The organism is Marilutibacter maris (assembly GCF_003233695.1).
GTDB classification, from domain to species: domain Bacteria; phylum Pseudomonadota; class Gammaproteobacteria; order Xanthomonadales; family Xanthomonadaceae; genus Marilutibacter; species Marilutibacter maris.
Genome location: NZ_CP029843.1, coordinates 2515230 through 2538499 on the forward strand (window position 1 = coordinate 2515230; position 23270 = coordinate 2538499).

General features: G+C 69.1%; 23 protein-coding genes. 18 read left to right on the plus strand and 5 right to left on the minus strand.

All coding sequences use genetic code 11. The annotated features are described in order from the left end of the window. The first annotated feature begins 192 nt into the window (after positions 1-192). Positions 193-516: a ferredoxin FdxA gene (gene fdxA / locus C9I47_RS11015; protein ID WP_111266780.1), complete on the plus strand. Its 324-nt coding sequence runs from the start codon at positions 193-195 to the stop codon at positions 514-516. Positions 517-626: 110 nt separating this feature from the next. Here the strand turns inward: fdxA and C9I47_RS11020 are convergent, their stop codons facing one another. Next, positions 627-1145 (minus strand): hypothetical protein, encoded by a 519-nt coding sequence (locus tag C9I47_RS11020; protein WP_111268099.1) that lies wholly within the window; start codon positions 1143-1145, stop codon positions 627-629. Between the two features lie 35 nt (positions 1146-1180). Beyond that, a complete protein-coding gene (gene dapA / locus C9I47_RS11025; RefSeq protein ID WP_111266781.1) occupies positions 1181-2086 on the minus strand; it encodes a 4-hydroxy-tetrahydrodipicolinate synthase in 906 nt (301 codons plus the stop codon). A 223-nt stretch (positions 2087-2309) separates the two neighbouring features. Here dapA and C9I47_RS11030 point away from each other — a divergent pair, with 223 nt between their 5' ends. From C9I47_RS11030 to C9I47_RS11040, 3 genes are all read left to right on the plus strand, one after another. Continuing rightward, positions 2310-2870, plus strand: coding sequence for a glycine cleavage system protein R (locus C9I47_RS11030; RefSeq protein ID WP_111266782.1), 561 nt, complete (start codon positions 2310-2312; stop codon positions 2868-2870). A 17-nt stretch (positions 2871-2887) separates the two neighbouring features. Continuing rightward, positions 2888-3370, plus strand: coding sequence for a peroxiredoxin (locus tag C9I47_RS11035; protein WP_111266783.1), 483 nt, complete (start codon positions 2888-2890; stop codon positions 3368-3370). Positions 3371-3482: 112 nt separating this feature from the next. Further along, on the plus strand, positions 3483-4895 hold the full coding sequence (locus tag C9I47_RS11040) for a PhoH family protein (RefSeq protein ID WP_111266784.1): 1413 nt from the start codon (positions 3483-3485) through the stop codon (positions 4893-4895). A 54-nt stretch (positions 4896-4949) separates the two neighbouring features. Here C9I47_RS11040 and C9I47_RS11045 read toward each other — a convergent pair whose 3' ends face one another. Both C9I47_RS11045 and C9I47_RS17610 read right to left on the minus strand, forming a co-directional pair. Further along, positions 4950-5927 (minus strand): hypothetical protein, encoded by a 978-nt coding sequence (locus tag C9I47_RS11045; RefSeq protein ID WP_141482525.1) that lies wholly within the window; start codon positions 5925-5927, stop codon positions 4950-4952. A 409-nt stretch (positions 5928-6336) separates the two neighbouring features. Continuing rightward, the gene (locus C9I47_RS17610) at positions 6337-6642 is read right to left on the minus strand and encodes a hypothetical protein (RefSeq protein WP_145985497.1); all 306 of its coding nucleotides are present in this window, start codon (positions 6640-6642) and stop codon (positions 6337-6339) included. A gap of 22 nt (positions 6643-6664) precedes the next feature. Between C9I47_RS17610 and C9I47_RS11050 the strand changes: the two genes are divergently transcribed. The 4 genes from C9I47_RS11050 to C9I47_RS11065 are packed head-to-tail and all read left to right on the plus strand — an operon-like array spanning position 6665 to position 10368. Further along, on the plus strand, positions 6665-6916 hold the full coding sequence (locus tag C9I47_RS11050; RefSeq protein ID WP_111266786.1) for a helix-turn-helix domain-containing protein: 252 nt from the start codon (positions 6665-6667) through the stop codon (positions 6914-6916). Beyond that, positions 6916-8649, plus strand: a complete 1734-nt coding sequence (locus C9I47_RS11055) for a SulP family inorganic anion transporter (RefSeq protein WP_190238487.1) — start codon at positions 6916-6918, stop codon at positions 8647-8649. The genes C9I47_RS11050 and C9I47_RS11055 overlap by 1 nt, the downstream gene beginning before the upstream one ends. Before the next feature lie 46 nt (positions 8650-8695). After that, positions 8696-9508 carry a bifunctional hydroxymethylpyrimidine kinase/phosphomethylpyrimidine kinase gene (gene thiD, locus C9I47_RS11060; protein WP_111266787.1) on the plus strand — a complete coding sequence of 271 codons (813 nt, stop codon included), beginning with the start codon at positions 8696-8698 and terminating at the stop codon, positions 9506-9508. Beyond that, on the plus strand, positions 9505-10368 hold the full coding sequence (locus tag C9I47_RS11065; protein WP_111266788.1) for an alpha/beta hydrolase family protein: 864 nt from the start codon (positions 9505-9507) through the stop codon (positions 10366-10368). The genes thiD and C9I47_RS11065 overlap by 4 nt, the downstream gene beginning before the upstream one ends. Before the next feature lie 16 nt (positions 10369-10384). Here C9I47_RS11065 and galE read toward each other — a convergent pair whose 3' ends face one another. Further along, positions 10385-11434: a UDP-glucose 4-epimerase GalE gene (gene galE / locus C9I47_RS11070; protein ID WP_111266789.1), complete on the minus strand. Its 1050-nt coding sequence runs from the start codon at positions 11432-11434 to the stop codon at positions 10385-10387. A gap of 233 nt (positions 11435-11667) precedes the next feature. Here galE and C9I47_RS11075 point away from each other — a divergent pair, with 233 nt between their 5' ends. The 10 genes from C9I47_RS11075 to C9I47_RS11120 all read left to right on the plus strand — a co-directional run bounded on the left by C9I47_RS11075 (position 11668) and on the right by C9I47_RS11120 (position 23269). Continuing rightward, positions 11668-12957, plus strand: coding sequence for a nucleotide sugar dehydrogenase (locus C9I47_RS11075; protein WP_317616520.1), 1290 nt, complete (start codon positions 11668-11670; stop codon positions 12955-12957). 17 nt (positions 12958-12974) lie between these two features. Beyond that, positions 12975-13982 (plus strand): NAD-dependent epimerase, encoded by a 1008-nt coding sequence (locus C9I47_RS11080; protein WP_111266790.1) that lies wholly within the window; start codon positions 12975-12977, stop codon positions 13980-13982. A gap of 73 nt (positions 13983-14055) precedes the next feature. After that, on the plus strand, positions 14056-14691 hold the full coding sequence (locus C9I47_RS11085; RefSeq protein WP_111266791.1) for an XrtA/PEP-CTERM system exopolysaccharide export protein: 636 nt from the start codon (positions 14056-14058) through the stop codon (positions 14689-14691). After that, on the plus strand, positions 14688-16265 hold the full coding sequence (locus C9I47_RS11090) for an XrtA system polysaccharide chain length determinant (protein WP_111266792.1): 1578 nt from the start codon (positions 14688-14690) through the stop codon (positions 16263-16265). The genes C9I47_RS11085 and C9I47_RS11090 overlap by 4 nt, the downstream gene beginning before the upstream one ends. Before the next feature lie 9 nt (positions 16266-16274). Beyond that, on the plus strand, positions 16275-17021 hold the full coding sequence (locus C9I47_RS11095) for a P-loop NTPase family protein (protein WP_111266793.1): 747 nt from the start codon (positions 16275-16277) through the stop codon (positions 17019-17021). Between the two features lie 153 nt (positions 17022-17174). Next, positions 17175-18452 (plus strand): outer membrane beta-barrel protein, encoded by a 1278-nt coding sequence (locus C9I47_RS11100; RefSeq protein WP_190238488.1) that lies wholly within the window; start codon positions 17175-17177, stop codon positions 18450-18452. Between the two features lie 75 nt (positions 18453-18527). After that, positions 18528-19682 carry a glycosyltransferase family 2 protein gene (locus C9I47_RS11105; RefSeq protein ID WP_111266795.1) on the plus strand — a complete coding sequence of 385 codons (1155 nt, stop codon included), beginning with the start codon at positions 18528-18530 and terminating at the stop codon, positions 19680-19682. Beyond that, positions 19679-20911 (plus strand): glycosyltransferase, encoded by a 1233-nt coding sequence (locus C9I47_RS11110; protein WP_111266796.1) that lies wholly within the window; start codon positions 19679-19681, stop codon positions 20909-20911. Before C9I47_RS11105 ends, C9I47_RS11110 begins: the two co-directional genes overlap by 4 nt. Beyond that, positions 20901-22073: a glycosyltransferase gene (locus C9I47_RS11115; protein WP_111266797.1), complete on the plus strand. Its 1173-nt coding sequence runs from the start codon at positions 20901-20903 to the stop codon at positions 22071-22073. Before C9I47_RS11110 ends, C9I47_RS11115 begins: the two co-directional genes overlap by 11 nt. Beyond that, positions 22070-23269, plus strand: coding sequence for a glycosyltransferase family 4 protein (locus C9I47_RS11120; RefSeq protein ID WP_111266798.1), 1200 nt, complete (start codon positions 22070-22072; stop codon positions 23267-23269). Before C9I47_RS11115 ends, C9I47_RS11120 begins: the two co-directional genes overlap by 4 nt. Position 23270: the final 1 nt, after the last annotated feature.

Genomic DNA, 23270 nt, shown 5'->3' on the forward strand with positions numbered 1-23270 from the left:
ATGCGCCGCGTCGATCCTCCAGGGAGCGCCAGTTCCGAGAGCCCGTGTCGCAATTTGTGGCGCATGCGACGCCGTGGGCGCCGTCCGGCCGGCACGATCGCGGTGCCGGAGCTTCCGGCCTCCCGCCCCGCCGCTATGGGCTTCCTCCGCCCCGGCCGATAGAATGGCCGGCGCACCTTCAAGGAATCCGCCATGCCCTTCGTCGTCACCGAGAACTGCATCAAGTGCAAGTACACCGACTGCGTCGAGGTGTGCCCGGTCGACTGTTTCCACGAGGGCCCGAACTTCCTGGTGATCGACCCGGACGAGTGCATCGACTGCACCCTGTGCGAGCCGGAATGCCCGATCAACGCGATCTATCCCGAGGACGACGTACCGGCAGGACAGGAGACTTTCGTCGCCCTCAATGCCGAACTCTCGCAGGCCTGGCCGGTGATCACCGCGCGCAAGGACCCGCTGCCGGACGCCAAGGACTGGGAAGGCAAGACCGACAAGCTGCCGCTGCTGGAACGCTGAGCGCATCGCCCCATCCGCGCGACCGCATCGCGCGCATCGCGGCACGAAAAAGGGGCGTCGATCGACGCCCCTTTCCGTTCATGCGCCAGGCCGCCGGCCTGGCGTCCGGCTCACTGCCCGCCCAGGGCCGTCTGCAGCGCGCGGATCAGTTGGGCCGGAGCCTCTCCTGAAGCCGGCACGCCGCGCGGGTCGACCGCCGACACGTAGGCGCCGCCCTCGACTTCGCTGACCCGGACCAGGAAATTGCTGTCCCGGTAGTTGACGTCGTAGGCGCCCAGCAGCTGCGCGCGGCTGACGATGGTGAGGCCCTCGCTCGCCTCCAGCGCCTGCCCGACCCGCGCGAACACCTCGTCGCGGCTGCCCTGGAGGTTGAACCCCAGCGCCGCGGACGCGGTACGGCGGGCCTCGACCACGGAACTGGCGGTCACGCTGCCGGTGGCCTGCGGCGCATCGCTGGCCGGCAGCGGCGGCGGCACTTCCAGCGGACGGTCGGCCGGATCGGCGGCGTACAGGTCTTTGCCCTTGCGGAACCAGCCGCAGCCGGCGGTCGCGACCAGGGCGGCGGCCAGGGTCGCGGCCAACGCGGCGCGGGGGATCGCGCGGGGGATCATGGGAAGGCTTGGGGTCATGGAAATCTCCGGAAAGGCCGTCGGCGACGACCGGGTCAGGCCGCGAGCGAGTTGCGGCATTCGTCCTCGATCGCGCGGATCGTGGCCAGCATGGTGGTCGCCGCGTCGCGGTGACGCTCGGACAGCGCCTGCAACGGCAGGCGCAGGTCGTGACCGATCCCCTGCAGCGTCAGCAGCGCCTTGACCGGGGTCGGGTTGGGTTCCACGCCAAGGAAGGCATAGAGCCCCTGCAGGCGCGCATCCCAGGCGCCGGCCTGCTCGGCCTTCCCGGCCAGGGCCAGGTTGCACAGCAGGCGGAACGCCGCCGGCACCACGTTGGAGGCGACCGAGATCACCCCGCGCGCGCCGGCCAGCATTGCCCGGCAGGCGGTCGGGTCGTCGCCGCTGAGCACCGAGAAATCGCGATCCTGCAGCTCCAGCAGCGCCTGCATCCGCTCCGGCTCGCTGCGCGCTTCCTTGATCGCGACGATGCGCGGATGCCCGGCCAGTTCGGCGACCGTCTCCGGCAGCATGTCGCCACCGGTCCGTGGCGGCACGTTGTAGAGCACGACCGGCAGCGCGCCGTCGTCGGCGATGGCGCGGTAGTGGGCCACCAGTCCGGCCTGGGTCGGACGCACGTAGGGCGGCGTGACCACCAGCGCCGCGTCGGCCCCCAGCGCCGCCGCGCGGCGGGTCTGCTCGACGGTCTTGGCGGTGTTGGAGTGTCCGGTTCCGGCCAGCACCGGCACGCGCCCGGCGACGAACTCGACCGCGCTGCGCAGCAGCAGGTCGTACTCGGCGTCGTACAGGGCCGCCGCCTCGCCGGTCGAACCGGCGACCACGAGGCCCTGGGTGCCCCGCTCCAGCTGCATGGCCAGCAGCCGGTGCCAGGCGTCGAGGTCGAGTTCGCGGGCGGCGTCGAAGGGCGTCGCCAGTGCGGTGATGCTGCCGGATAGTTGCAAGGGAAAACCTTATGGGAATGACGGACGCGGCGTCGCTGACGGTGGGGGGTGCGCGCTGACACGGGCACGGCACCGATGTTACTTGCGGCGCGAAAGCGCGGGCAAGTATGCTGCCGGCAGGCGGTCGCGCCGTTCACCGGGCTGTTAACCGGGCCGGAACACGCGCCGATCGCGACACGCATCATCCGCCACACCCCTTCCAGTTTCCCGTGCAGGCGCCGCCTTGACCGATTCCGCTTCCCGGCCGTCGCCGACCGAAAACCATCTGCTGATCAACGCCTACACGACGCATCCGGAGTCGCCGCTGCTGTCGGTGACGCGCCGGATCAGCGACAGCGGCTGCAACCTGGTCGACGCTCGCCTGGCGACGGTCGGCCGCGACGTGTCGGTGACCGCGCTGGCGGTGGGCTCGTGGGATTCGGTGGCCAAGCTCGAGGCCATGCTCACCCGGCTGGAACGCGAGGAAGGCCTGAAGCTGGTCTGGTACCGCACCGGCGCCAAGCAGGTGCAGTCGAACCTGCTGCCCTACGTGGTCGAGGTGGTCGCCGCGGACAAGCCCGGCATCCTGTTCCAGCTGGCCGACTTCTTCGACCGCCAGGGCATCACCATCGAGAGCCTGCACTGCTCGCGCTACCGGGCGATGCAGACCGGCGCCGACATGTTCTCCGCCCAGGTCACCATCGGCGTGCCGGCGAACATGCACATCGCCGCCCTGCGCGACGATTTCCTGGAGTTCTGCGATCACCTGAACCTCGATGCCATCATGGATCCGATGAAGTTCTGAACGAGGCGACCCGACCCATGGCCGAAGACGGAAAGAAACTCCCCGCCAAGACCCTCAAGCTGCCGCTGGCCCTGTCCGGCGGCGACAGCGCCACCCTCGGCGACTACGCCGGCCAGTGGCTGGTGCTGTACTTCTATCCCAAGGACAGCACCCCCGGCTGCACCACCGAGGGCCTGGACTTCAATGCGCTGCTGCCAAAGCTGAAGAAGTTGAACGCCGCCGTACTCGGCGTGTCGCGCGACTCGGTGCGCTCGCACGACAACTTCTGCGCCAAGCAGGGCTTCCGCTTCCCGCTGGTCAGCGACGCCGACGAGGCGCTGTGCAAGGCCTTCGACGTGATCAAGCCCAAGAAGCTGTACGGGCGCGAATACATCGGCGTGGAACGCAGCACCTTTCTGATCTCTCCGGAGGGCGTCATCGCCCAGTCATGGCGGAAGGTGAAAGTCCCCGGCCATGCCCAGGCCGTCCTCGACGCACTCAAGGCTGCCCAGACGCAGTGACCCACCCCGCCCGCCCGATCCGACGCCGTCCCGCCCCGCGGGCCACGGCGGCTTTGCCCTGCCCGTCGCCCGGCACGGCCGCCGCCGCCCGTACAACCGCCAGGAAGTCCGAATGACGCGAAGCAAGCGCATCTACGTGCTCGACACCAACGTGCTGATGCACGACCCGACCGCCCTGTTCAAGTTCGAGGAGCACGACGTGTTCCTGCCGATGCAGGTCATCGAGGAGCTCGACAACGGCAAGAAAGGCAATACCGAGGCCAGCCGCAACGCCCGCCAGGTCAGCCGCTTCCTCAACGAGCTGATCGAGGCCCAGGGCGGCAAGGGCAACATCCATGAGGGCATCGTCCTCAGCCGCCCCAATGGCCTGCAGCTGCGCGGCGAGCACAGCAGCGGGCGGCTGCTGTTCCAGACCGACAACTTCGACGCCGGCAAGCGCTTCGGCGCGGTGGTCCCGGACAATGCGATCCTCGGCGCGATCCTGGCGCTGAAGGAAGCCGAGCCGTCGGTGCCGGTGGTGTTCGTCTCCAAGGACATCAACCTGCGGATCAAGGCCTCGATCGCCGGCATCGTGTCGGAGGACTACGAGAACGACCGCGCGCTGGACGACTTCAGCCTGCTCTACGCCGGCGCCACCGCGCTGCCGGAGGACTTCTGGCAGCGCAACGGCAAGGACCTGAAGTCCTGGACCGACAAGGGCCGCACCTTCTACGAGATCGCCCGCGGCGAACCCGGCGAGGGCGAGGAGGCGTGGTATCCGAACCAGTTCCTGTACCTGCCCGGCGACGACCAGTCGGAGATGAAGGTCGTGCGCATCACCGACGACAAGGTGGTGATGCAGATCGTCGACGACTTCCGCCACAGCCAGCACGCGGTCTGGGGTATCACCGCGCGCAATCGCGAACAGAACTTCGCCCTCAATGCGCTGATGGATCCGGAAATCGACTTCGTCACCCTGCTCGGCACCGCCGGCACCGGCAAGACCCTGCTGGCCCTGGCGGCGGGCCTGGCGCAGACGATGGACCAGCAGCGCTACCGCGAGATCATCATGACCCGCGCGACGGTCAGCGTCGGCGAGGACATCGGCTTCCTGCCCGGCACCGAGGAGGAGAAGATGACCCCGTGGATGGGCGCGCTGACGGACAACCTGGAAGTACTCACCCACAACCAGGACGGCGGCAGCTGGGGGCGCGCGGCGACCAACGACCTGCTCGCTTCCAGGATCAAGATCCGCTCGCTGAACTTCATGCGCGGCCGCACCTTCCTCAGCCGCTGGCTGATCCTGGACGAGGCGCAGAACCTGACCCCGAAGCAGATGAAGACGCTGATCACCCGCGCCGGCCCGGGCACCAAGATCGTCTGCCTCGGCAATGTCGAGCAGATCGACACGCCCTACCTGACCGAGACCACGTCCGGCCTGACCTACGCGGTCGACCGCTTCAAGCACTGGGAACACAGCGCCAGCGTGACCCTGCGCCGCGGCGAGCGCTCGCGCCTGGCCGACTACGCCTCCGAGGTGCTTTGAGCGCACATGCGAAAGGCGGCCGCGGAACGGCCGCCTTTCGTCGCACCACTCCGGTCAGCGGCCGGGCGTTCTGCAGCAGGTCGCGTTGACCTCATAGGAGATCACGCTCAACAGCGAACCGACCAGGCCGCAGCTCCATCCGGTCGGCTGGCCGGACGTGACCAGCGGCTGGGAATCGCTGATGCCGATGCCCAAGGGACCACCGCACCCGCCGCCGGTGGCGGTGTAGCCCGCCGGACAGCTGACCGAGCGGGTCTGCAGCCCACTCAGAAGATCCAGGTTGCCGGTCTGCTGCGCGACCGTGCAGTCCAGCGCGGTCGCCTCGGGTTCGGTGAAGTAGCCGTCGACGTCGATCACGATATCGGCCTGGGTATTGGCATACGCCTTGATCTGGCTCGCGCAACCGGGCCGGCACAGGCGGACGATGCCGTGGTTCGATACCGGTCTGCCGGTCGTGAAGTTCAGCGACGAGATCAGCGGCTTGCCCTCGTCCGCCGGGTACAGGGTGAAGTAGCCGTAGTTGACCTGGTTGACCGCGGTGACCCGCATCGACAGCGCAGCCACGTTGGCCGGGATGCCGCAATCGGTGCCGGAACCACCCTGCGCGGTGAAGTCGGTGGCGGTGGTGCCCAGCAGGTCGCGGTAACCGTTGGTCGCGATCGGGCCACCGACGATCCGGCTATCGGCGATACGACAGGTGGTGATCGGTGTGTAGACCAGGTCCGCGTCGGTCGAACCCAGTGCCATGGTTCCGACATCGCCGCCTGCGGCCATCACCGTCGGGTTCCCCAGCAGCGCGGCGCTCATGCCGTCGTAGCTGGTCGAACTGGCGGCGCGTTCCAGATTGGACATGTCCGCGCTCTGCAGGGTCGAGCTGATCTGTTGCTCCCACTGCGCCGGAGTCACGTTCTGGCTCCGCGCCCCTTCGACCGACCAGCGCGTGACGATGTCGCCGGCCAGCTCGTCGCGCATCGATTCGGGCGCCCGCCCGTCGTTGTACTGGTTGAGCCACACGACTCCAGCCGCGGTCAACGGAAGCGTCGCAACCAGAGCGACTGCGGCGATCCGAGCAATTCTGCGAGCCATATCGAATACCCCTTCTGATAGTTGAGCGGTTTTCTTCCCGTGAGCACTGCAGAGCCCCCATGCGGGACCATCGGCCGCATCGGACCGATCCTATGTACGTCGGAGCACAGTGGCTGGAAGATGTCGCCAGCACGAACGTCAACTGCGCATCCCACGCGTTGCTCCCGGCCCCCCTGGCCAGGCCTGTTCGTCGTATGTCTGGGTAGCGAAGGGTTCCCCGCCCTCCGAGTCCTGTTGAGCCGGACTTGTGGTCGCCTCCTTCCCTGAAGCTGCGTTCATCAAAGTCACAGGGGCGTGAGGTCCGCGTCAAATTCCTCGACGGATATCAAGCCCCATGTAATTTATGTGATGCACATCACATTTTGATGACATTCAGAACCGAAATCAGGAGCGGATCACTGGCCAAGTGGTCCCGCTTCAAAAAGTAATGAACGCCCCGTTCTGATATCGACGAGCCCGCCGCCGCCAGCGGGCGGCCAGCAACAAAGACAAAGACGGCGATACCCGACGCCGGCCAGTGCCAGAGGAACGGGAGCGGCCCATCGCCGCCGTCGCGGAAGGCATCAGGTAGCGGTTGCGTCCACCGATATGATGTATAAAACATCAAAATAAATAGATGGAACTTGCATTCAGATGAGTGAGCATCGAAACTCCGGATCACTCCCCCCTCCCCTGATCCCTCGATGATCACCGCCGCACAGATGCGGGCCGCACGCGCCCTGCTGGGCATCGACCAGCGCCAGTTGGCCGCGATGGCCGGTGTTTCGCTTCCGACCATCCAGCGCATGGAGGCCAGCGACGGCACCGTGCGGGCGGTGGTCGGCACCCTGATGAAGGTGATCGATGCGCTGGACGCGGCCGGCATCGAACTGATCGGCCCCGAGCAGCCGAGCCAGGCGCGTGGACGCGGGGTGCGACTGAAGGAGCGGGAGTGATGGCCTTCGATCGCCTGCGAGCCGACCGCGCGCGGTACCTGCGCATGTTCGAACCCAAGCTGCTGACGGTGCTGCGCGAGGGCTATCGCTTCGGCGACTTCCGCCGCGACCTGGTCGCCGGCCTGACCGTCGCGGTGGTCGCACTGCCGCTGGCGATGGCCCTGGCGATCGCGTCGGGGACCGGACCGGAGAAGGGACTGCACACGGCGATCATCGCCGGCTTCCTGATCTCGATGCTGAGCGGCTCGCGGGTGCAGATCGGCGGGCCGACCGCGGCGTTCATCCCGGTCGTGTTCATGGTGATCCAGAAGTTCGGCTACGGCGGACTGATCCTGTGCACCCTGCTGGCCGGGCTGATGCTGATCGCCGCCGGCCTGCTGCGCCTGGGCACGCTGATGAAATACATGCCGCAGCCGGTGATCACCGGCTTCACCGCCGGCATCGCGGTCAGCATCTTCTCCAGCCAGGTCAAGGACGCGCTGGGCCTGCAGATGGACACGGTGCCCGCCGAGTTCATCCCGCGCTGGGCCGCCTATGCCCGCCACATCGCCACCGCCCAGCCGGCGACCATCGCGCTGGCCGTGCTGGGGCTGGCGGTGATCGTCGGGCTGCGCCGCTGGAAGCCCAACTGGCCCGGATTCCTGATCGCGTTGCTGGCCTGTTCGACCGCCGCCGCCGCGTTCGCGATGCCGGTGGAAACCATCGGCAGCCGGTTCGGCGGGCTGCCGCTGAGCCTGCCGGACTTCGCGATCCCGCACATTCCGTTCGAGCGCACCCTGGAACTGCTGCCCAGCTCGTTCACCATCGCGTTCCTGGCCGGGGTGGAATCGCTGCTGTCGGCGGTGGTCGCCGACGGCATGATCGGCGGCCGTCACCGTTCCAACGGCGAACTGGTCGCGCAGGGCGTGGCCAACGTCGGCTCGGCGCTGTTCGGCGGCCTGCCGGCGACCGGCGCGATCGCGCGCACCGCGACCAATATCCGCTCCGGCGGACGCAGCCCCGTCGCCGGCATGCTGCACGCGGTGTTCCTGCTCGCCTTCATGCTGCTGCTGGCGCCGCTGATGGGCTATGTGCCGCTGGCCGCCCTGGCCGCGGTCCTGCTGGTGGTGGCCTGGAACATGAGCGAGGTCGAGCACTTCCGCAACACCCTGTCGGCGCCCATCGGCGACCGCATCGTGCTGCTGCTGACCTTCGTCCTGACCGCGCTGGTCGACCTGACCGTGGCAATCCAGGCCGGCATCGTGGTCGCGGCCTTCGTCTTCATGTTCCGCATGTCCGAATCGATGGAAATCAGCGCCGGCATCCGGCCGACCGACGACGACCTTGCACCGCAAAGCGATGTCCGGGACGACGAGGCTCGCGACGATGAAAACCAGCGCGCCCGGCTGCCGAAGGGCGTGGAGGCCTTCCAGATCAGCGGCCCGTTGTTCTTCGGCAGCAGCAACCGCCTCGACAGCCTGCTCGACCAGTTCTTCGAGCCGCCGAAGGTATTCATCCTGCGAATGCGGCTGGTGCCGGTGATCGACGCCAGCGGCGTGCATGCGCTGCGCAACCTCGCCCGGCGCTGCCAGCGCCTCGGCATCGTGCTGGTGATTTCCGGACTGCAGGAGCAGCCGAACCGGGTGATCTCGAACATGCAGTTGCAGGAGCGCGATGGCGAACTGCATTTCGTCTCCAACTTCGAGCGTGCGGTCAGGCTGGCGGAAACGATCCTGGAACGTCAGGCCCACTGAGCGCGCGCACCCCGCTCCAGCGGCGCGTTCGGGGCACAATGTCGGCATGACCGCGTCCCAGCCCATTTCCGTCCTTACCATCGCCGGTTCCGACTCCGGCGGTGGCGCCGGCATCCAGGCCGATCTGAAGACCTTCGCCGCGCACCGCGTGCACGGCCTGAGCGCGATCGCCGCGCTGACCGCCCAGCACACCCGTGGGGTCACCGCGGTGGAGGTGCCGCCAACCGCGTTCCTGCGTGCGCAGATCGAAGCCTGCTTCGAGGACTTCCGCATCGGCGCAGTCAAGCTCGGCATGCTGGCCAATGCCGAGGTCATCCACGCCGTCGCCGACGCCCTGCAAGCCCATCGCCCGCCCCATGTCGTGCTCGATCCGGTGATGGTCGCCACCTCCGGCGCCAAGCTGCTGGCCGACGACGCCCTCGGCGCGCTGCGGGACCGCCTGCTGCCGCTGGCCAGTGTGGTCACCCCCAATATTCCCGAGGCCGAACTGTTGCTCGGCCATCCGGTCGTCGACGCGGCCACGGCCGAATCGGCGCTGGCCGAGTTCGTCGACGACCTGGGCGTCGCCGCGGTACTGCTCAAGGGCGGACACCTGGGCCGCGACGAGTGGGTGATCGACCGCTACTGGGATGGCGACTGTGTCGCCCAGTACGGCCACCCCAGACTGGATCTGGAGGCGCACGGCACCGGCTGCACGCTGGCCTCGGCGATTGCCGCGCGGCTGGCGCTCGGGCACCCGCTGCCGGAGGCCTGCGAACGGGCTGCCCACTACGTGAACCAGGCCCTGCTCGGGGGCTATCGTCCCGGGCGCGGCGAGGTGCTGGTGCTGGACCACTTCGGCGCGGCGAGGGCGGCATGAACGCGGCGACCGGGGCTGTGGCGGACGCCTCCGAGCTGCCTTGCGAAAGCAGCGACGGGCATCGCTGGTCGCTGCTGGTCCGGCGTCCGCCGGCACCGGCGGCGGTTGTGACCTGGCTGCCGGCGCTGGGCGTGGCCGCACGCCACTACCTGCCGTTCGCCGAAGCGCTGGCCGCGCGCGGCATCGCCACGGTGATCCACGAGTGGCGCGGCTACGGCAGCAGTTCGCTGCGACCGGACCGGAACACCGACTGGGGTTATGCGCAACTGCTCGTCAACGACCTGCCGGCCACCGAGGCGGCGGTGGCGCAGGCCTTTCCCGGCAGCGAGCGGATCCTCGGCGGACACAGCCTCGGCGGACAACTGGCCTGCTGCCGTCTGGGGATGACGCCGGCCTGCGCCGAGCGGCTGTGGCTGGTCGCCAGCGGCTCGCCGTACTGGCGGGCCTTCCCCGCCCCGACCCGATGGTGGCTGCCGCTGGCCTATCGGTTCCTGCCCTGGCTGGCCAATGCGCGCGGTGCGCTGCCCGGCCGCAGGATCGGTTTCGGCGGCGAGGAGGCCCGGGGCCTGATCGGCGACTGGGCACGCAGCGCGCTCAGCGGGCGCTACCGCGCGCGCGGACTCGACGTCGATCTGGAAGCGAGGATGGCGGCCCTGACCCCGCGGGTCCGCAGCGTCGCCTTCACCCACGACTGGCTGGCGCCGGAGTCCGCGCTCGAATTCCTGCTGTCGAAGTTCGATCGTGCCCGGGTCGGGCACCGGCTGCTCGATGCCGACACGCTGGGCATCCGCGCCGACCACTTCGCCTGGATGAAACGACCCGACGCGGTGGCCGACGCGCTGAGCGGCGCCGACCAATAGCCCAGCATCCCCGCGCTCAGGCGACCGCGCGTGCGCGCATCGCCTCGGCCAGGCGGGTGCGGTAGCCGTCGGGATTGAGCGCCTGCCAACGCCAGGCATCTCGACACATCGCCTCGACGCCGAACTCGGCACGCCAGCCCAGCCGTTCGTAGGCCAGCGACGGGTCGGCGAACACCTCGGCGACATCGCCCGGACGCCGGGCGACGATCTCGTAGGGCACCGGCCGCTCGCTGGCGGCCTCGAACGCACGGACCAGTTCCAGCACGCTGATCCCGCTGCCGGTGCCGAGGTTGACGGTCAGCCCCCCGCGATCGCGGACCAGGTAGTCGAGCGCATCGGCGTGCGCGCGGGCCAGGTCGACCACGTGCAGGTAATCGCGCACGCCGGTGCCGTCGCGGGTCGGATAGTCGCCGCCGAACACCTGCAGGCGCTCCCGGCGCCCGGCCGCGACCTGGCACACGTAGGGCATCAGGTTGTTGGGCGGGCCGTCCGGGGCTTCGCCGATCAGCCCCGACGGGTGCGCGCCGACCGGATTGAAATAGCGCAGGTCGGCGACCTGGAACGCGGGATCGCTGGCCGCCACGTCGGCCAGCAGCTGCTCGACCACCAGCTTGGTGCGTCCGTAGGGATTGGTGACCTTCAGTTCGGCGTCCTCGCGCACCGGCACCGACTCGGGCATCCCGTACACCGTCGCCGAGGAGCTGAACACCAGGCGCTTGACCCCCGCCGCCGCCATCTCCTGCAGCAGCGCGATCGAGCCTCCGATGTTGTTGTCGAAGTACTCCAGCGGACACTGGCACGACTCGCCCACCGCCTTGAGCGCGGCGAAATGGACCACGGCATCGAAGCGGTGGCGCGCGAACACCCGGGCCAGGCGCGCGCGGTCGCGCAGGTCGAGCCGGTCGACCGCGATCGGAAGCCCCAGCAGCGACTCCAGCCGGGTGATCGCTTCCGGAGAACTGTTGCGGAAGTTGTCGACGACCACGACCTCGTGGCCGCGCTCGATCAGGACCATGCAGGCATGGGCGCCTATGTAGCCCGCTCCACCGGTAACCAGAACTCGCATCGGGGCCTCGTCGCCGTGCTTGCCTGTCCGGGACAACGCGAAACGCGCGCGTGACCGGAAACGTTGCCGGAAATCCGCCGGTTCCCCGTTCAGTCCGGGCAGAGCGGTGATTACCGAGCGCCATCCGGCCGCAGGGGGTCGAACCGCAAGCCAGCAAACATCCGCCGCCGCTGCCGTCGTGGCACCGGCACGACCATCCGCCGCCTGAGAACTTCTGGAGACCCCGAGCACCTATGGACGCCCCGCTGCCGAAACCGGAGCAGATCCGGCTGGCCGTCGTGGGACTGGGATACGTCGGGCTGCCGCTGGCCGTGGCCTTCGGCCGCCGCCTGCCGACCCTCGGCTTCGACGTGAACCTGGCCCGGATCAACGAGCTGGAACGCCATCACGACCATACGCTGGAAGTGCCCGAGGCGGCGCTGCGCGAAGCCTCGCAACTGCGCTTCAGCGCCGACGCCGGACGTCTGCACGAATGCAACGTCTACGTGGTCACCGTGCCGACCCCGATCGACGCCTACAAGCGCCCCGACCTGCGCCCCCTGGAAGCGGCCAGCCGCACCGTCGGCGAGGCGCTTTCGCGCGGCGACGTGGTGATCTACGAGTCCACCGTCTACCCCGGTGCGACCGAGGAGGTCTGCGTGCCGATCCTGGAACGCGAGTCGGGACTGGTGTTCAACCGCGACTTCTATGTCGGCTACAGCCCGGAGCGGATCAACCCCGGCGACCAGGAACACCGCCTGGAAACCATCACCAAGGTCACCTCCGGCTCCACCGAGGACGCGGCCCGATTCGTCGACGCGCTGTACGCGAGGATCGTCTCGGCCGGCACCCATCGCGCCTCCAGCATCCGCGTCGCCGAAGGCGCCAAGGTGATCGAGAACATCCAGCGCGACGTCAACATCGCCCTGATCAACGAACTCGCGCAGTTGTTCGACCGGCTCGGGATCGACACCCAGGAGGTACTGGCCGCCGCCGGCACCAAGTGGAACTTCCTGCCGTTCCAGCCCGGTCTGGTCGGCGGCCACTGCATCGGCGTGGACCCCTACTACCTGACCCACAAGGCGCAGCAGGTCGGCTTCCACACCGACGTGATCCTGGCAGGACGACGCACCAACGACGGCATGGGCCAGCACGTCGCCCGTCGCGTGGTGCGGCTGATCCAGAAGCACGACGGTCATCCTGCCAACTGCCGGGTGCTGCTGCTGGGCCTCACCTTCAAGGAGAACTGTCCGGACCTGCGCAACACCCGGGTCACCGACATCGTCGACGAGCTCGCCGAATACGGCATCGCGGTGGACGTGCACGACCCCTGGGTCGACGCGGCGCAGGCGCGCGAGGCGTACGGGCTGGCGCTGGTGGAGACGCCCGAGGCGGCCCGCTACGACGCGGTGGTGCTGGCGGTCGCGCATCGCCAGTTCGTCGAGATGGGCACGACCGGCCTGCGCCGATTCGGAAAGCCGGGAACGCCGCTGTTCGACGTCAAGGGCGTGCTGCCCGGCGCCGAAGTCGACGGCCGGTTGTGAGCGGGAGGCGCCACGGCATGCGGATCCTGGTCACCGGCACCGCCGGATTCATCGGCTTCCACCTCGCCCGGGCGCTGCTGGCGCGGGGCGACGAGGTGCTGGGCTTCGACAACGTCAACGACTACTACGACCCGCGCCTGAAGGAGGCGCGGCTGGCCCAGTTGCACGCGCGAACGGGCTTCGACTTCGTGCGCGCCTCGCTGGAGGACCGCGACGCGGTCGAGGACGCCTTCGTCAGGTTCCGTCCCGACCGCGTGGTCAACCTCGCCGCGCAGGCCGGCGTGCGTTACTCGATCGAGAACCCGCGCGCCTACATCGACAGCAACATCGTCGGCTTCCTCAACATCCTCGAAGCCTGCCGCCATCACCGTATCGGGCATCTGGTCTACGCCTCGTCCAGCTCGGTCTACGGCGCCAACACCAAGCTGCCGTTCTCGGTCGACGACGAGGTCGACCACCCGGTCAGCCTGTACGCGGCGACCAAGAAGTCCAACGAACTGATGGCGCACACCTACAGCCATCTGTACGGCCTGCCGACCACGGGGCTGCGCTTCTTCACCGTGTACGGTCCGTGGGGCCGGCCGGACATGGCCCTGTTCCTGTTCACCCGCAACATCCTCGCCGGCAGGCCGATCGACGTGTTCAACCACGGCCATCACCGTCGCGACTTCACCTACATCGACGACATCGTCGAGGGCGTGGTCCGCGCCCTGGACAGGGTGCCGGCCGCCGACCCGGACTACGACTTCGGCAACGGCAGCCCGGCCGCCTCCTCGGCGCCGTACCGGCTCTACAACATCGGCAGCGACCGCCCGGTCGAACTGATGACCTACATCCGCCTGATCGAGGAGTGCCTGGGCCGCGAGGCCGACTGCAACCTGCTGCCATTGCAACCGGGCGACGTGCCCGATTCGCATGCCGACGTCGAAGCCCTGCGTCGCGACGTCGGCTACGCGCCGACCACCCCGGTCGAGGTCGGCATACGCCGCTTCGTCGAGTGGTTCCGCGAGTACTACGGCGACTGAGCCGTCCCCGCCGCGACTGGCCGGGCCGGACTTCCCGCTGCGTTGTCTACTGCTGAACAAGGGGACCGCTGTCATGCGCCAGATAACCGTACTGTTCTTCGCCGCCCTCGCCCTGCTGCTGAGCGCCTGCGCCAGCGCGCCGACCTCAGGCAACGGGCCGCCACCCAGCCATGCCGTGACCGCCGTCGACGAGTACCAGATCGGCGTCGACGACATCGTCCAGGTCACGGTCTGGCGCAACCCGGACCTGGGCATCACCGCGCCGGTGCGCCCGGACGGCATGATTTCGGTGCCGCTGATCGGCGACGTCCAGGCCGGCGGGCTGACCCCCAGCACGGTCGCCGCCGACATCGGCCAGAAGCTGTCGGCCTATGTCCGCGATCCCCAGGTCGCGGTGATCCTGACCGACCTGCGCAGCCACGAGTACCTGTCGCGGGTGCGGGTCACCGGGGCGGTGCGCCAGCCGGTCTCGATCCCCTACCGCCCGGGCATGACCGTCCTCGACGCGGTGCTCGCCGCCGGCGGAGTGACCGAGTTCGCCGCCGGCAACCGCAGCAGCCTGCACCGCAAGAAGGGCAAGAGCAGCGCCTACGACGCCTACCGCGCCTACGACGTGCAGCTGCAGAAGATCCTCGACGGCTCCGACCTGAGCACCAACTACCCGGTCGCCCCCGGTGACGTCATCACCGTAGCCGAGCGCGCGCTGTGAGCAACGAACTGTCCGAATGGAACGGCGGCGGCTCTCCGCGTCCGGTCCTGCGCCCGATCGCACGCGTGTCCCCCGCCATTCCGCTGGCCGGAATGGCGTTCAGGGAGGGACGCAGGCATCCGGTGCTGCTGGCCGCCGCATTCGCGGCGATCGCGTTCGCCGCGCTCATGCTCGGTCTGTCGGCGCCCAAGAAATACACCTCGACCGCCTCCGTGCGGGTGCAGGAAGAGAGCATCATCCAACCGCTGATGAAGGGCCGGGCGATGTCGACCACGGTCGTCGATCATGCCGGCATCGCCCGCGAGATCGCGTTCGGCCAGCAGGTGCTGGACGCCGTCATCCGCGCCGGCGGTTGGCCGCGCGACGCGATGACGGCGGTGGAGATCGAGCGGCTGCGCGACCAGATCGCCGCCCGCACCGAGATCTACAACCCGCGCCAGAACAACAACCTGATCAAGATCAGCTATGCCGACGGCGACCCGCAGCGCGCACGGCGGGTGGCCCAGCAGTTCGCCGACTCGATCATCGCGGTCAACCTCAAGAGCAAGGCCGCCGAAAGTCGCACCGCCTACGAATTCATCGACGCGCAGACACGCCAGTACGAAAAGGACCTCGGCGAAGCCGAGAGCGCGCTGGCCGGCTACTATCGCGAGCATCCCGACGCCCTTCCCGGCACCAGCGAAAGCTCCAGCCGCCGGATCAGCGAACTGCAGCGCGAGACCGATCGCGCCCGCATGGACGCGATCGACCAGCGCGCCCAGGCCAGCGCACTGCAGTCGCACCTCAGCCGCGAGAACTCGATCGGCAACACCGGCGCCCGCGCGATCCAGATCCAGCAACAGTTGGCCAACCTGCAGAAGGAGCTGGACACACTGAGCCTGAACTACACCGAGCAGCACCCCGACGTCCGGCGCATTCGCAGCCAGATGGGCGACCTGCGGAACGAACTGCAACGCGAGCGTCGCAATCCCAGCCCGGCATTGAGCGCGGTCGCCGCAACCGCGACGCCGGCCTACAGCGACCTGCGCGCCAGGCTGGCCGATGCGCGCGGCCGCAGCCGTGCCTCTGCCGAACGCGTCGCCACCGCCGAACGCCTGATCGCCGAAGAGCGCCTGCGCAACGAGCAACTGGCGACGATGGAAGGCGAACTGGCCCAGCTGCAGCGCGACTACGACACCAGCAAGTCGCTGTACAACGACATGGTCGAGCGGCGCGAGAACGCGCGCATGTCGATGCTGCTCGATGCCGAGCACGGCGAGTTGAGCTTCCGCATCCAGGAGGCGGCGGCGCTGCCGCTGCAAGCGACCGGGCTGCGCCTGATGTACGTGGCCCTGGGCGGTCTTGTGATAGCCGTCGCACTTCCGGCATTGGCACTGCTGGCCTGGATCAAGCTCGACCCCAGGGTCCGCACCGCCACCCAGATCGAGAGCTCGGCCGGCCTGCCTGTGCTCGGCTCGGTCCCGGCGAGCTACACGCCTTCACGCGTTGCCGCCATTCGCAAGCACATGATGGTCGCCGCCGCCCTGGTGGCGTCGGTCCCGCTGGCGTTCGCACTCGCGATGATCCTCAGATAGGACTGAGCAATGAACGATCCAGGAATCGCATCGGTGGAACGGGAGCTTCGCGAGCAGTTGCAGCTCGCGGACAAGCCGGTCGGCCATCCCGCCGAAACCTCGCTGCTGAGCCCGGAACAGCGTCGGGAGATATCGATCATCAGCGCATCGACCGCGTCAAGGGCGCAGGTCAACGCATTCCGCAACCTTCGCACCCGCCTGCTGGCGATTGCCGGCGGACAGTCGATCACCACCGTGGTCGCACCGGTCAGCAAGGGCAGCGGCGGCAGCTTCATCGCCCGCAACCTGGCCGCCGCGATGGCGTTCGAGGAGGGCCGCAACGCACTGCTGGTCGATTGCGATCTGCTGGAACCGTCGCAGCACACCACCATGCGCATCAACACCGACAACGGCGGACTGACCGATTATCTCGACAGCCCGGCCGTCGAGGTCGAGGACATCCTCTACGAGACCGGCATCGCCCGCTTCAGGCTGATCCCGGCGGGGACCGCACCGCGACCGGACAACGAGTACTTCACCCGTTTCAAGATGCGGCTGCTGATCGACTCGCTGAGCTACCGCTACCCGGACCGCTATCTGTTCCTGGACAGCCCGCCGGTGCTGGGCGCGCCCGACGCGCGCCTGCTCTCGCATCTGGCCGACGTGGTGGTGCTGGTTGCCGGATACGGCCGCGACACGCCCGAGGCCATCGCCGAGGCCGCCGCCAATTTCGATCCGGCCAAGTTCGCCGGCGTCGTGTTCAACGAAGGGGTCTAGGCCCATGAGTACCGGGCCCGCGAACACCCGGTCCGTCAACGCCAGGGGGAAACCATGACGGCGAACCCATCATCCGCATACCGCAAACGCCATCGTCCGATGTCATGCGCGTCCGTCGGCCCAGGCCCACGGCCCCGCTGCCGTCCGGCGCTCGTGCTCGCCCTGCTCGCCTGCCTGCCACTGTCCCGGCAGGCGCAGGCGGTCGACGTCGACTACGAGATCGGCGTCGCGGTCAAGCGCCAGGACAACATCGCCCTGACCGCATCCGGGCGCGACCCGGTATCGGAAACGGTGGTATCCCCGCGCGCGTACTTCGAGGCCACCCAGGACGGCCCGCGCATCAGGTTCAAGGCGCAGGGCGCGCTCGAATACTACGACTACCTCGACGACACCTTTTCCGACGAAACCCGCGCGCGCTTCAACGGGCAGCTCGACATCACCGCCATTCCCGACCGCCTGGACTTCGTGTTCCGCGACTATCTGAGCCAGCAGCCGGTCGACCGGCTGGCCGCCTATGCGCCCGACAACACCCAGCAGATCAACGTCTTCGTCGCCGGCCCGACCCTGAAAGCGCGCTTCGGACCGGCCATGCGCGGCCAACTGGACCTGCGCTACGCCGACAACCATGCCGAGGAGACCGAGAGCTTCAACGGCAACCGCTACAGCATTGCCGGCCGCCTGGTCCGCGACCTGGATCCGAACAGGGAACTCTCCCTCAACCTGGCGGTGGTCGAAGCCGATTTCGACCAGGCCGGCGATCGCCGCGACTACCGCCGCGAGGACGGCTTCCTCAACCTGACCAGCCGCCATGCCCATCTGGACACCGACATCGACCTCGGCCATTCGCGGGTCGAGCTCGACGGCAGCGGCCGCAAGGACTCGACCCTGCTGCTGCGCGCCTCGGTTGACTGGAACCTGTCCGCGCGCAGCCTGCTGGGAATATCCGCGCGACAGCAGTTTACCGACAGCGGCGAGGACATGACCCGTCCGCTGGAGCTGGAGCAGATCCGCTTCAACGACTTCAACGTGCCCTATCTGGTCGAACCCAGCGTGTTCAAGGAGCGCCAGGTCCGGGTCCGCTATCGCTACCGCGGCGAGCGGCTGACCCTGCAGGCGGTGCCCTACGGACGGCGCGTGCGCTATCTGGACAGCACCCTGGAGGACGAGAACCGGCGCGGCATCATCGTGTCCGCCTCCTACCGGCTGCGTCCGCGCCTGACCGCGTCGTTCTACGCGCTCAGGGAAAACCGGGAGTTCGTCGACATCGATCGCGAGGACCGCGACCTGACCTACAGCGTCGGCCTGGCCAACCGTTTCACCCGTCACTGGACCGGACGCATCGACTTCCTGCACCAGGAGCGCGACAGCAACATCGCCCGACGCAGCTTCGACAGCAACTCGGTCCTGGTCAGCGTGAGCTACAGGCGTTGAGAGGACGATGAGGGCGACACACGGCCATGATCGCGGGCTCCGCACTCCGGTCCCGCCGCGCGCAACGGTGACGCCATGATCGCGCTGGCGTTCTGGCTCGCGGTGGCGGGCGTCGCGCTCGGCTACGCCGGCTATCCGGCCTACCTGGCCCTGCGCAGACTGATCCGCCCCCGGCCGCTGGTCACCCATCCCCAGGAGCCCTCGGTCGAGGTGCTGCTGGTCGTGCACAACGCCGCCGACGCGCTCGCGGCCAAGGTCGCGAACCTGCGCCAGCTCGACTATCCGTCGTGGCGGCTCGATATCTGCATCGTCTGCGATGGCTGCACCGACGCCACCGTGGCGGTTGCCGGGCGCCTGGCCGCGGACGACCTGCGCGTGGTGGTGTTCTCCGAACGGCGCGGCAAATCCGCCTGCATCGGCGATGTGCTGCCGACCCTGGTCGCGGAAGTGGTGCTGTTCGTCGACGTCAGGCAGACCCTCGATGCCGGCGCGCTGCAGGCGCTGACCGCGGCACTCGCCGACCCGTCGGTCGGCGCCGCCAGCGGCGAACTGGTGGTCCTCGACAGCGCGGGATTCGCGGCCGGAATCGATGCCTACTGGCGCTACGAGAAGGCCATCCGCCGACTGGAGAGCGCCACCGGCTCGATGGTCGGCGCCACCGGCGCCATCTACGCCGCGCGCCGACGCCTGATCGGACCGGTACCGCCGGGCCTGATCCTCGACGACATGTGGATTCCGCTGTCGATCGCCGAGGCCGGCTACCGCATCGTCGCAGTCGAGGATGCGATCGCGTTCGATGTGGCGAGTCCGGATCCGCAGTCCGAGGAACGACGCAAGCGCAGGACCCTGAGCGGCAACTACCAGTTGCTGCACCGGTTTCCGAAGCTGGCGCTGCCCGGCCTGCACCCGATGGCAGCACGGCTGTGGGGACACAAGTGGTCGCGGCTGCTGGCGCCGTGGCTGCTGATCGCCGCGTTCGCCTGCAGCGCGACGCTCGCCGCCGGCGGCAGCCGGCCCTACCTGTGGCTGTTCCTCCTGCAGGTCGCCGCCTACGCCCTGGCCGTGCTCGGCCGACACTCGCGCTGGCTGGCACGGCGCGTCCCGCCGGCCCGTCTGGCGGCGGCGTTCCTGAGCCTGAACGCCAGTGCGCTGCTCGCCCTCGGCGACTACCTGCGCAACCCGAGCCCGCACCTGTGGCGGACCACCCGCTACCAGGAGAGCGGCCGATGAACCGGACCCGCCCTCTGACCCGTGTGGTCTACGTGGTGTCGCTGTTTCCGTGCGTATCGGAGACCTTCATCGTGCGCGAGATCGGTGCCCTGATCGCCCGCGGCGTCGACGTCAGGATCATCTCCTTGAAGAAGCCGTCGAAGGATCTGGTGCAGACCGACTCGGCGGCCCTGCTCGACCGCGTCCGTCATCCGCTGCCCTGGCCCGCCGCGGTGGCCGGCGTGGCCCGGGAGTGCGTCCGCGCGCCGGCCACCGTCCTGCGCGCGGCCGGCCTGGTGGTGATCGACGGCTGGCGTCGGCCGATGGTCGCGCTCAAGTCGCTGGCGGCGCTGTTCCGCGCGCTCCAGCATGCCCGCTGGCTCCGCGACTTCGATCCGCAGGTGATCCACGCGCACTGGGCCACCTACCCGTCCACCGCGGCCTGGGCGCTGGCACGGCTGACCGACCGCCCCTTCAGCTTCACCTCGCACGCGCACGACATCTACGTGGAGAACCAGTTGCTGGCGCACAAGATCACCGACGCGGCGCTGGCGGTGACGATATCGCGCTTCAATGTCGACTGGCTGAGCGCGCGCGCGACGCCGGCGGCACGCGACAAGCTCAGGATCGTCCATTGCGGCGTCGACATGGAGAACTCGCCCTGGCAGGCCGGAGCCCGCGATGCCCGCTCCATCCTCGCGGTCGGCCGCCTGGATCCGGTCAAGGGCTTCGAGACCCTGGTCGATGCGATCGCCTTGCTGGCGCAACAGGGCATCGACGTCGATTGCCGCCTGGTCGGCACCGGCCCGCTGGAACAGGTCCTGAGGCGAAGGGCCGGCGAACGCGGTGTCGCCGACCGGATCGAGTTCACCGGTGCCCAGCCGCAGGAGCGCATCCGCGACTGGATGCGCTCGGCGACCATGTTCGCGCTGCCGTCCCAGGTCGCCGCCGACGGCAACCGCGACGGCATCCCGGTCGCGCTGATGGAAGCCATGGCCAGCGGCTGCCCGGTGATCAGCACCCGGGTATCGGGCATTCCCGAGCTGATCGAGCACGATCGCAACGGCCTGCTGGTCGAGCCGCGCGATCCGGCCGCCCTCGCCGACGCGATCCGGTCGCTGATGGCGGACCCGGCGCTGCGCTCGCGGCTCGCACTGCAGGCGCGCCGCCACATCGAAGCGCAGTTCGACGCGCGCAAGGAGGCCGGTCGACTGCACGCGCTGATGCAGGAGGCCGCCGATGCCGCCTGAACGGATACTCATCGTCATCGACGAGATGGAGGTCGGCGGCAGTCAGCGCCAGATCACCCACCTGCTGGGCGGACTGGACCGCGCGCGCTGGCAACCGGAACTGCTGTATTTCAGGAATCCCTCGCACCTGGTCGACACGATCCGCGCGCACGGCGTCGCCGTCCATCATCTGCCCAAGCGCGGCCGGGTCGACATCCGCTTCCTCTGCGCCTACGTCGCGTTCCTGCGCAGGCGTCGCTTCGCGCTGGTGCATGCGTTCTCGCTGACCGCCGAACTGTGGACCCTGATCGCGACAACGCTGGCGTTTCCGTTCGCGCGACGACCGGCGCTGGTCGCCTCCGTGCGCGGCCTGTACCTGGACGCATCGCGCACGTTCTGGCGGATCAAGCGCCTCATCGTCCGTCACAGCAACGCGATCATCGCCAACGCACACGCCTGCGCCGACGCCGCGGCCTCGGGCACCGGGCTGGGACGCGAGCGCTTCGACGTCGTGCCCAACGCCATCGCCGCCGAGCCGGCGATCACCGAGGCGCAGCGCGAACGCCTCGCCGCCGCCATCGGCCATCCTCCCGGGCGCCCGCTCGCGTTGTTCGTCGGGCGTCTGGTCGCGGTCAAGAACCTGCCCTGCCTGATCCGCGCCCTGGCCCGGCTGCCGCATCAGCGGCGCCCGTGGCTGGCGCTGGCCGGCGACGGCCCGCTCGCACCGTCGCTGCAGCGGCAGATCCTGGATGCCGGCCTCGGCGACGACGTCCGCCTGCTCGGGGAGCGCGACGACACCGCGGCGCTGATGCAGGCGGCCGATCTGCTGGTGCTGCCCTCGCGACAGGAAGGCATGTCCAACGCGTTGATGGAAGCCATGGCTGCCGGTTGCCCGGTCGTCGCCTCGGCGGTCGGCGGCAATCTCGAACTGATCGATCCGGAACGGACCGGACTGCTGTTCGCCAGCGACGACGACGAGGAGCTCGCCGTCTGCATGCAGCGGCTGGCCGACGACCCGGGCCTGCGGCGGCGGCTGGCCGAAGCGGCTCGCGAACGCATGCGCGACGGCCATTCGCTGGCGCGGATGGTCGCGGCGACGGCGCAGATCTACGAGCGCGGTATCCGGCTGGCGCCGGCATCGGCCGGCAACGCGTCCGGTTCCACCGTCGAGGGGGACGCATGACGGCGCGCCGCCAGGTCCGCGATCGCGCCGCCCGCGTGCTGATGGTGCTGGACGGCCCCTATCCGTCCGACCGCGGTGGTGGCGCCGAAGCCCAGGTCGGCCTGCTCTCGGCGGCCATGCGCACGCGCGGACAGGCCGTGACCGTGGTGACGCCGATGACCATCGGCGGCCCGATGGCACCGGTGTCGCGGGTCGCGGGCGTGCCGGTCTGCCGTCTCCGCTACCCGAGGATCAGGTGGCTGGGCGGCCCCTGCCTGTGGCTGGTCCTGGCCATGTTCCTGCACGCCCGACGCCGTCACTACGACGTGTGGCACGTGCATGTCGCGCGCAGCCTGGCCACCGTCTGCGCCCTGCTCGGTCCGCTGCTCGGCAAGCGCGTGGTGATCAAGGTATCCGGCTCCTGGGATCTGGAACAGGGCGCGCTCGCGGCCGATCCCTCGCTGTCCGGACGTATCGTCCGCCGCTGCCTGCGGCGCGCCGACGCGTGGCAGGCGATCAGCCGGCGCATCGCGGCGACCCTAGCCCGGCGCGGCATGCCCGGCGAGCGCATCGCCGAGATTCCCAACGCCGTGGACAGCGACGCGACCGGGGCCGGTCCCCGCCACGTCCGCGACGACGACCGGATCCGACTGGTCTTCGTCGGCCGCCTGGTCGAAGAAAAGGATCTGCCGACCCTGCTTCGCGCCTTCTCCGACGTGGTCGCCACCGCGCCGCGGCTGCAACTGACCATCGTCGGCAGCGGGCCGCTGGAGGACGCACTCATCGCGCTCGCCGACGAGCTTGCGCTTGGCGCGCGGGTGAGCTTCACCGGTCACCTGGACGAGGTCCGGCCCGTGCTCGCCAACGCCGACATCGGCGTGCTGCCGTCGCGCTTCGAGGGCCTGTCCAACTCGCTGCTGGAGTGCATGGCCGCACGCCTGCCGATGATCGCGAGCCGGATCAGCGGCAACGAGGATTTCGTCCGCCACGGCGAGAACGGTTGGCTGTTCGAACCCGGCGATCGCGCCGGTCTGACCGCCGTCCTGCGCGCCGCGGCCGCCACCGATGCGGCGACGCGCGCGGCGATGGGAGCCAGCGCGCGCGAGACCGTGATCCGCCAGGCCGGGGTCGACGCGGTGCTGCGCCGGCTGCGCAGCGTCTACGAGGGCCGGCAGGCGGACGCCCCCGTGCCCGGCGCCATCGAAAGGAGCCACTGAG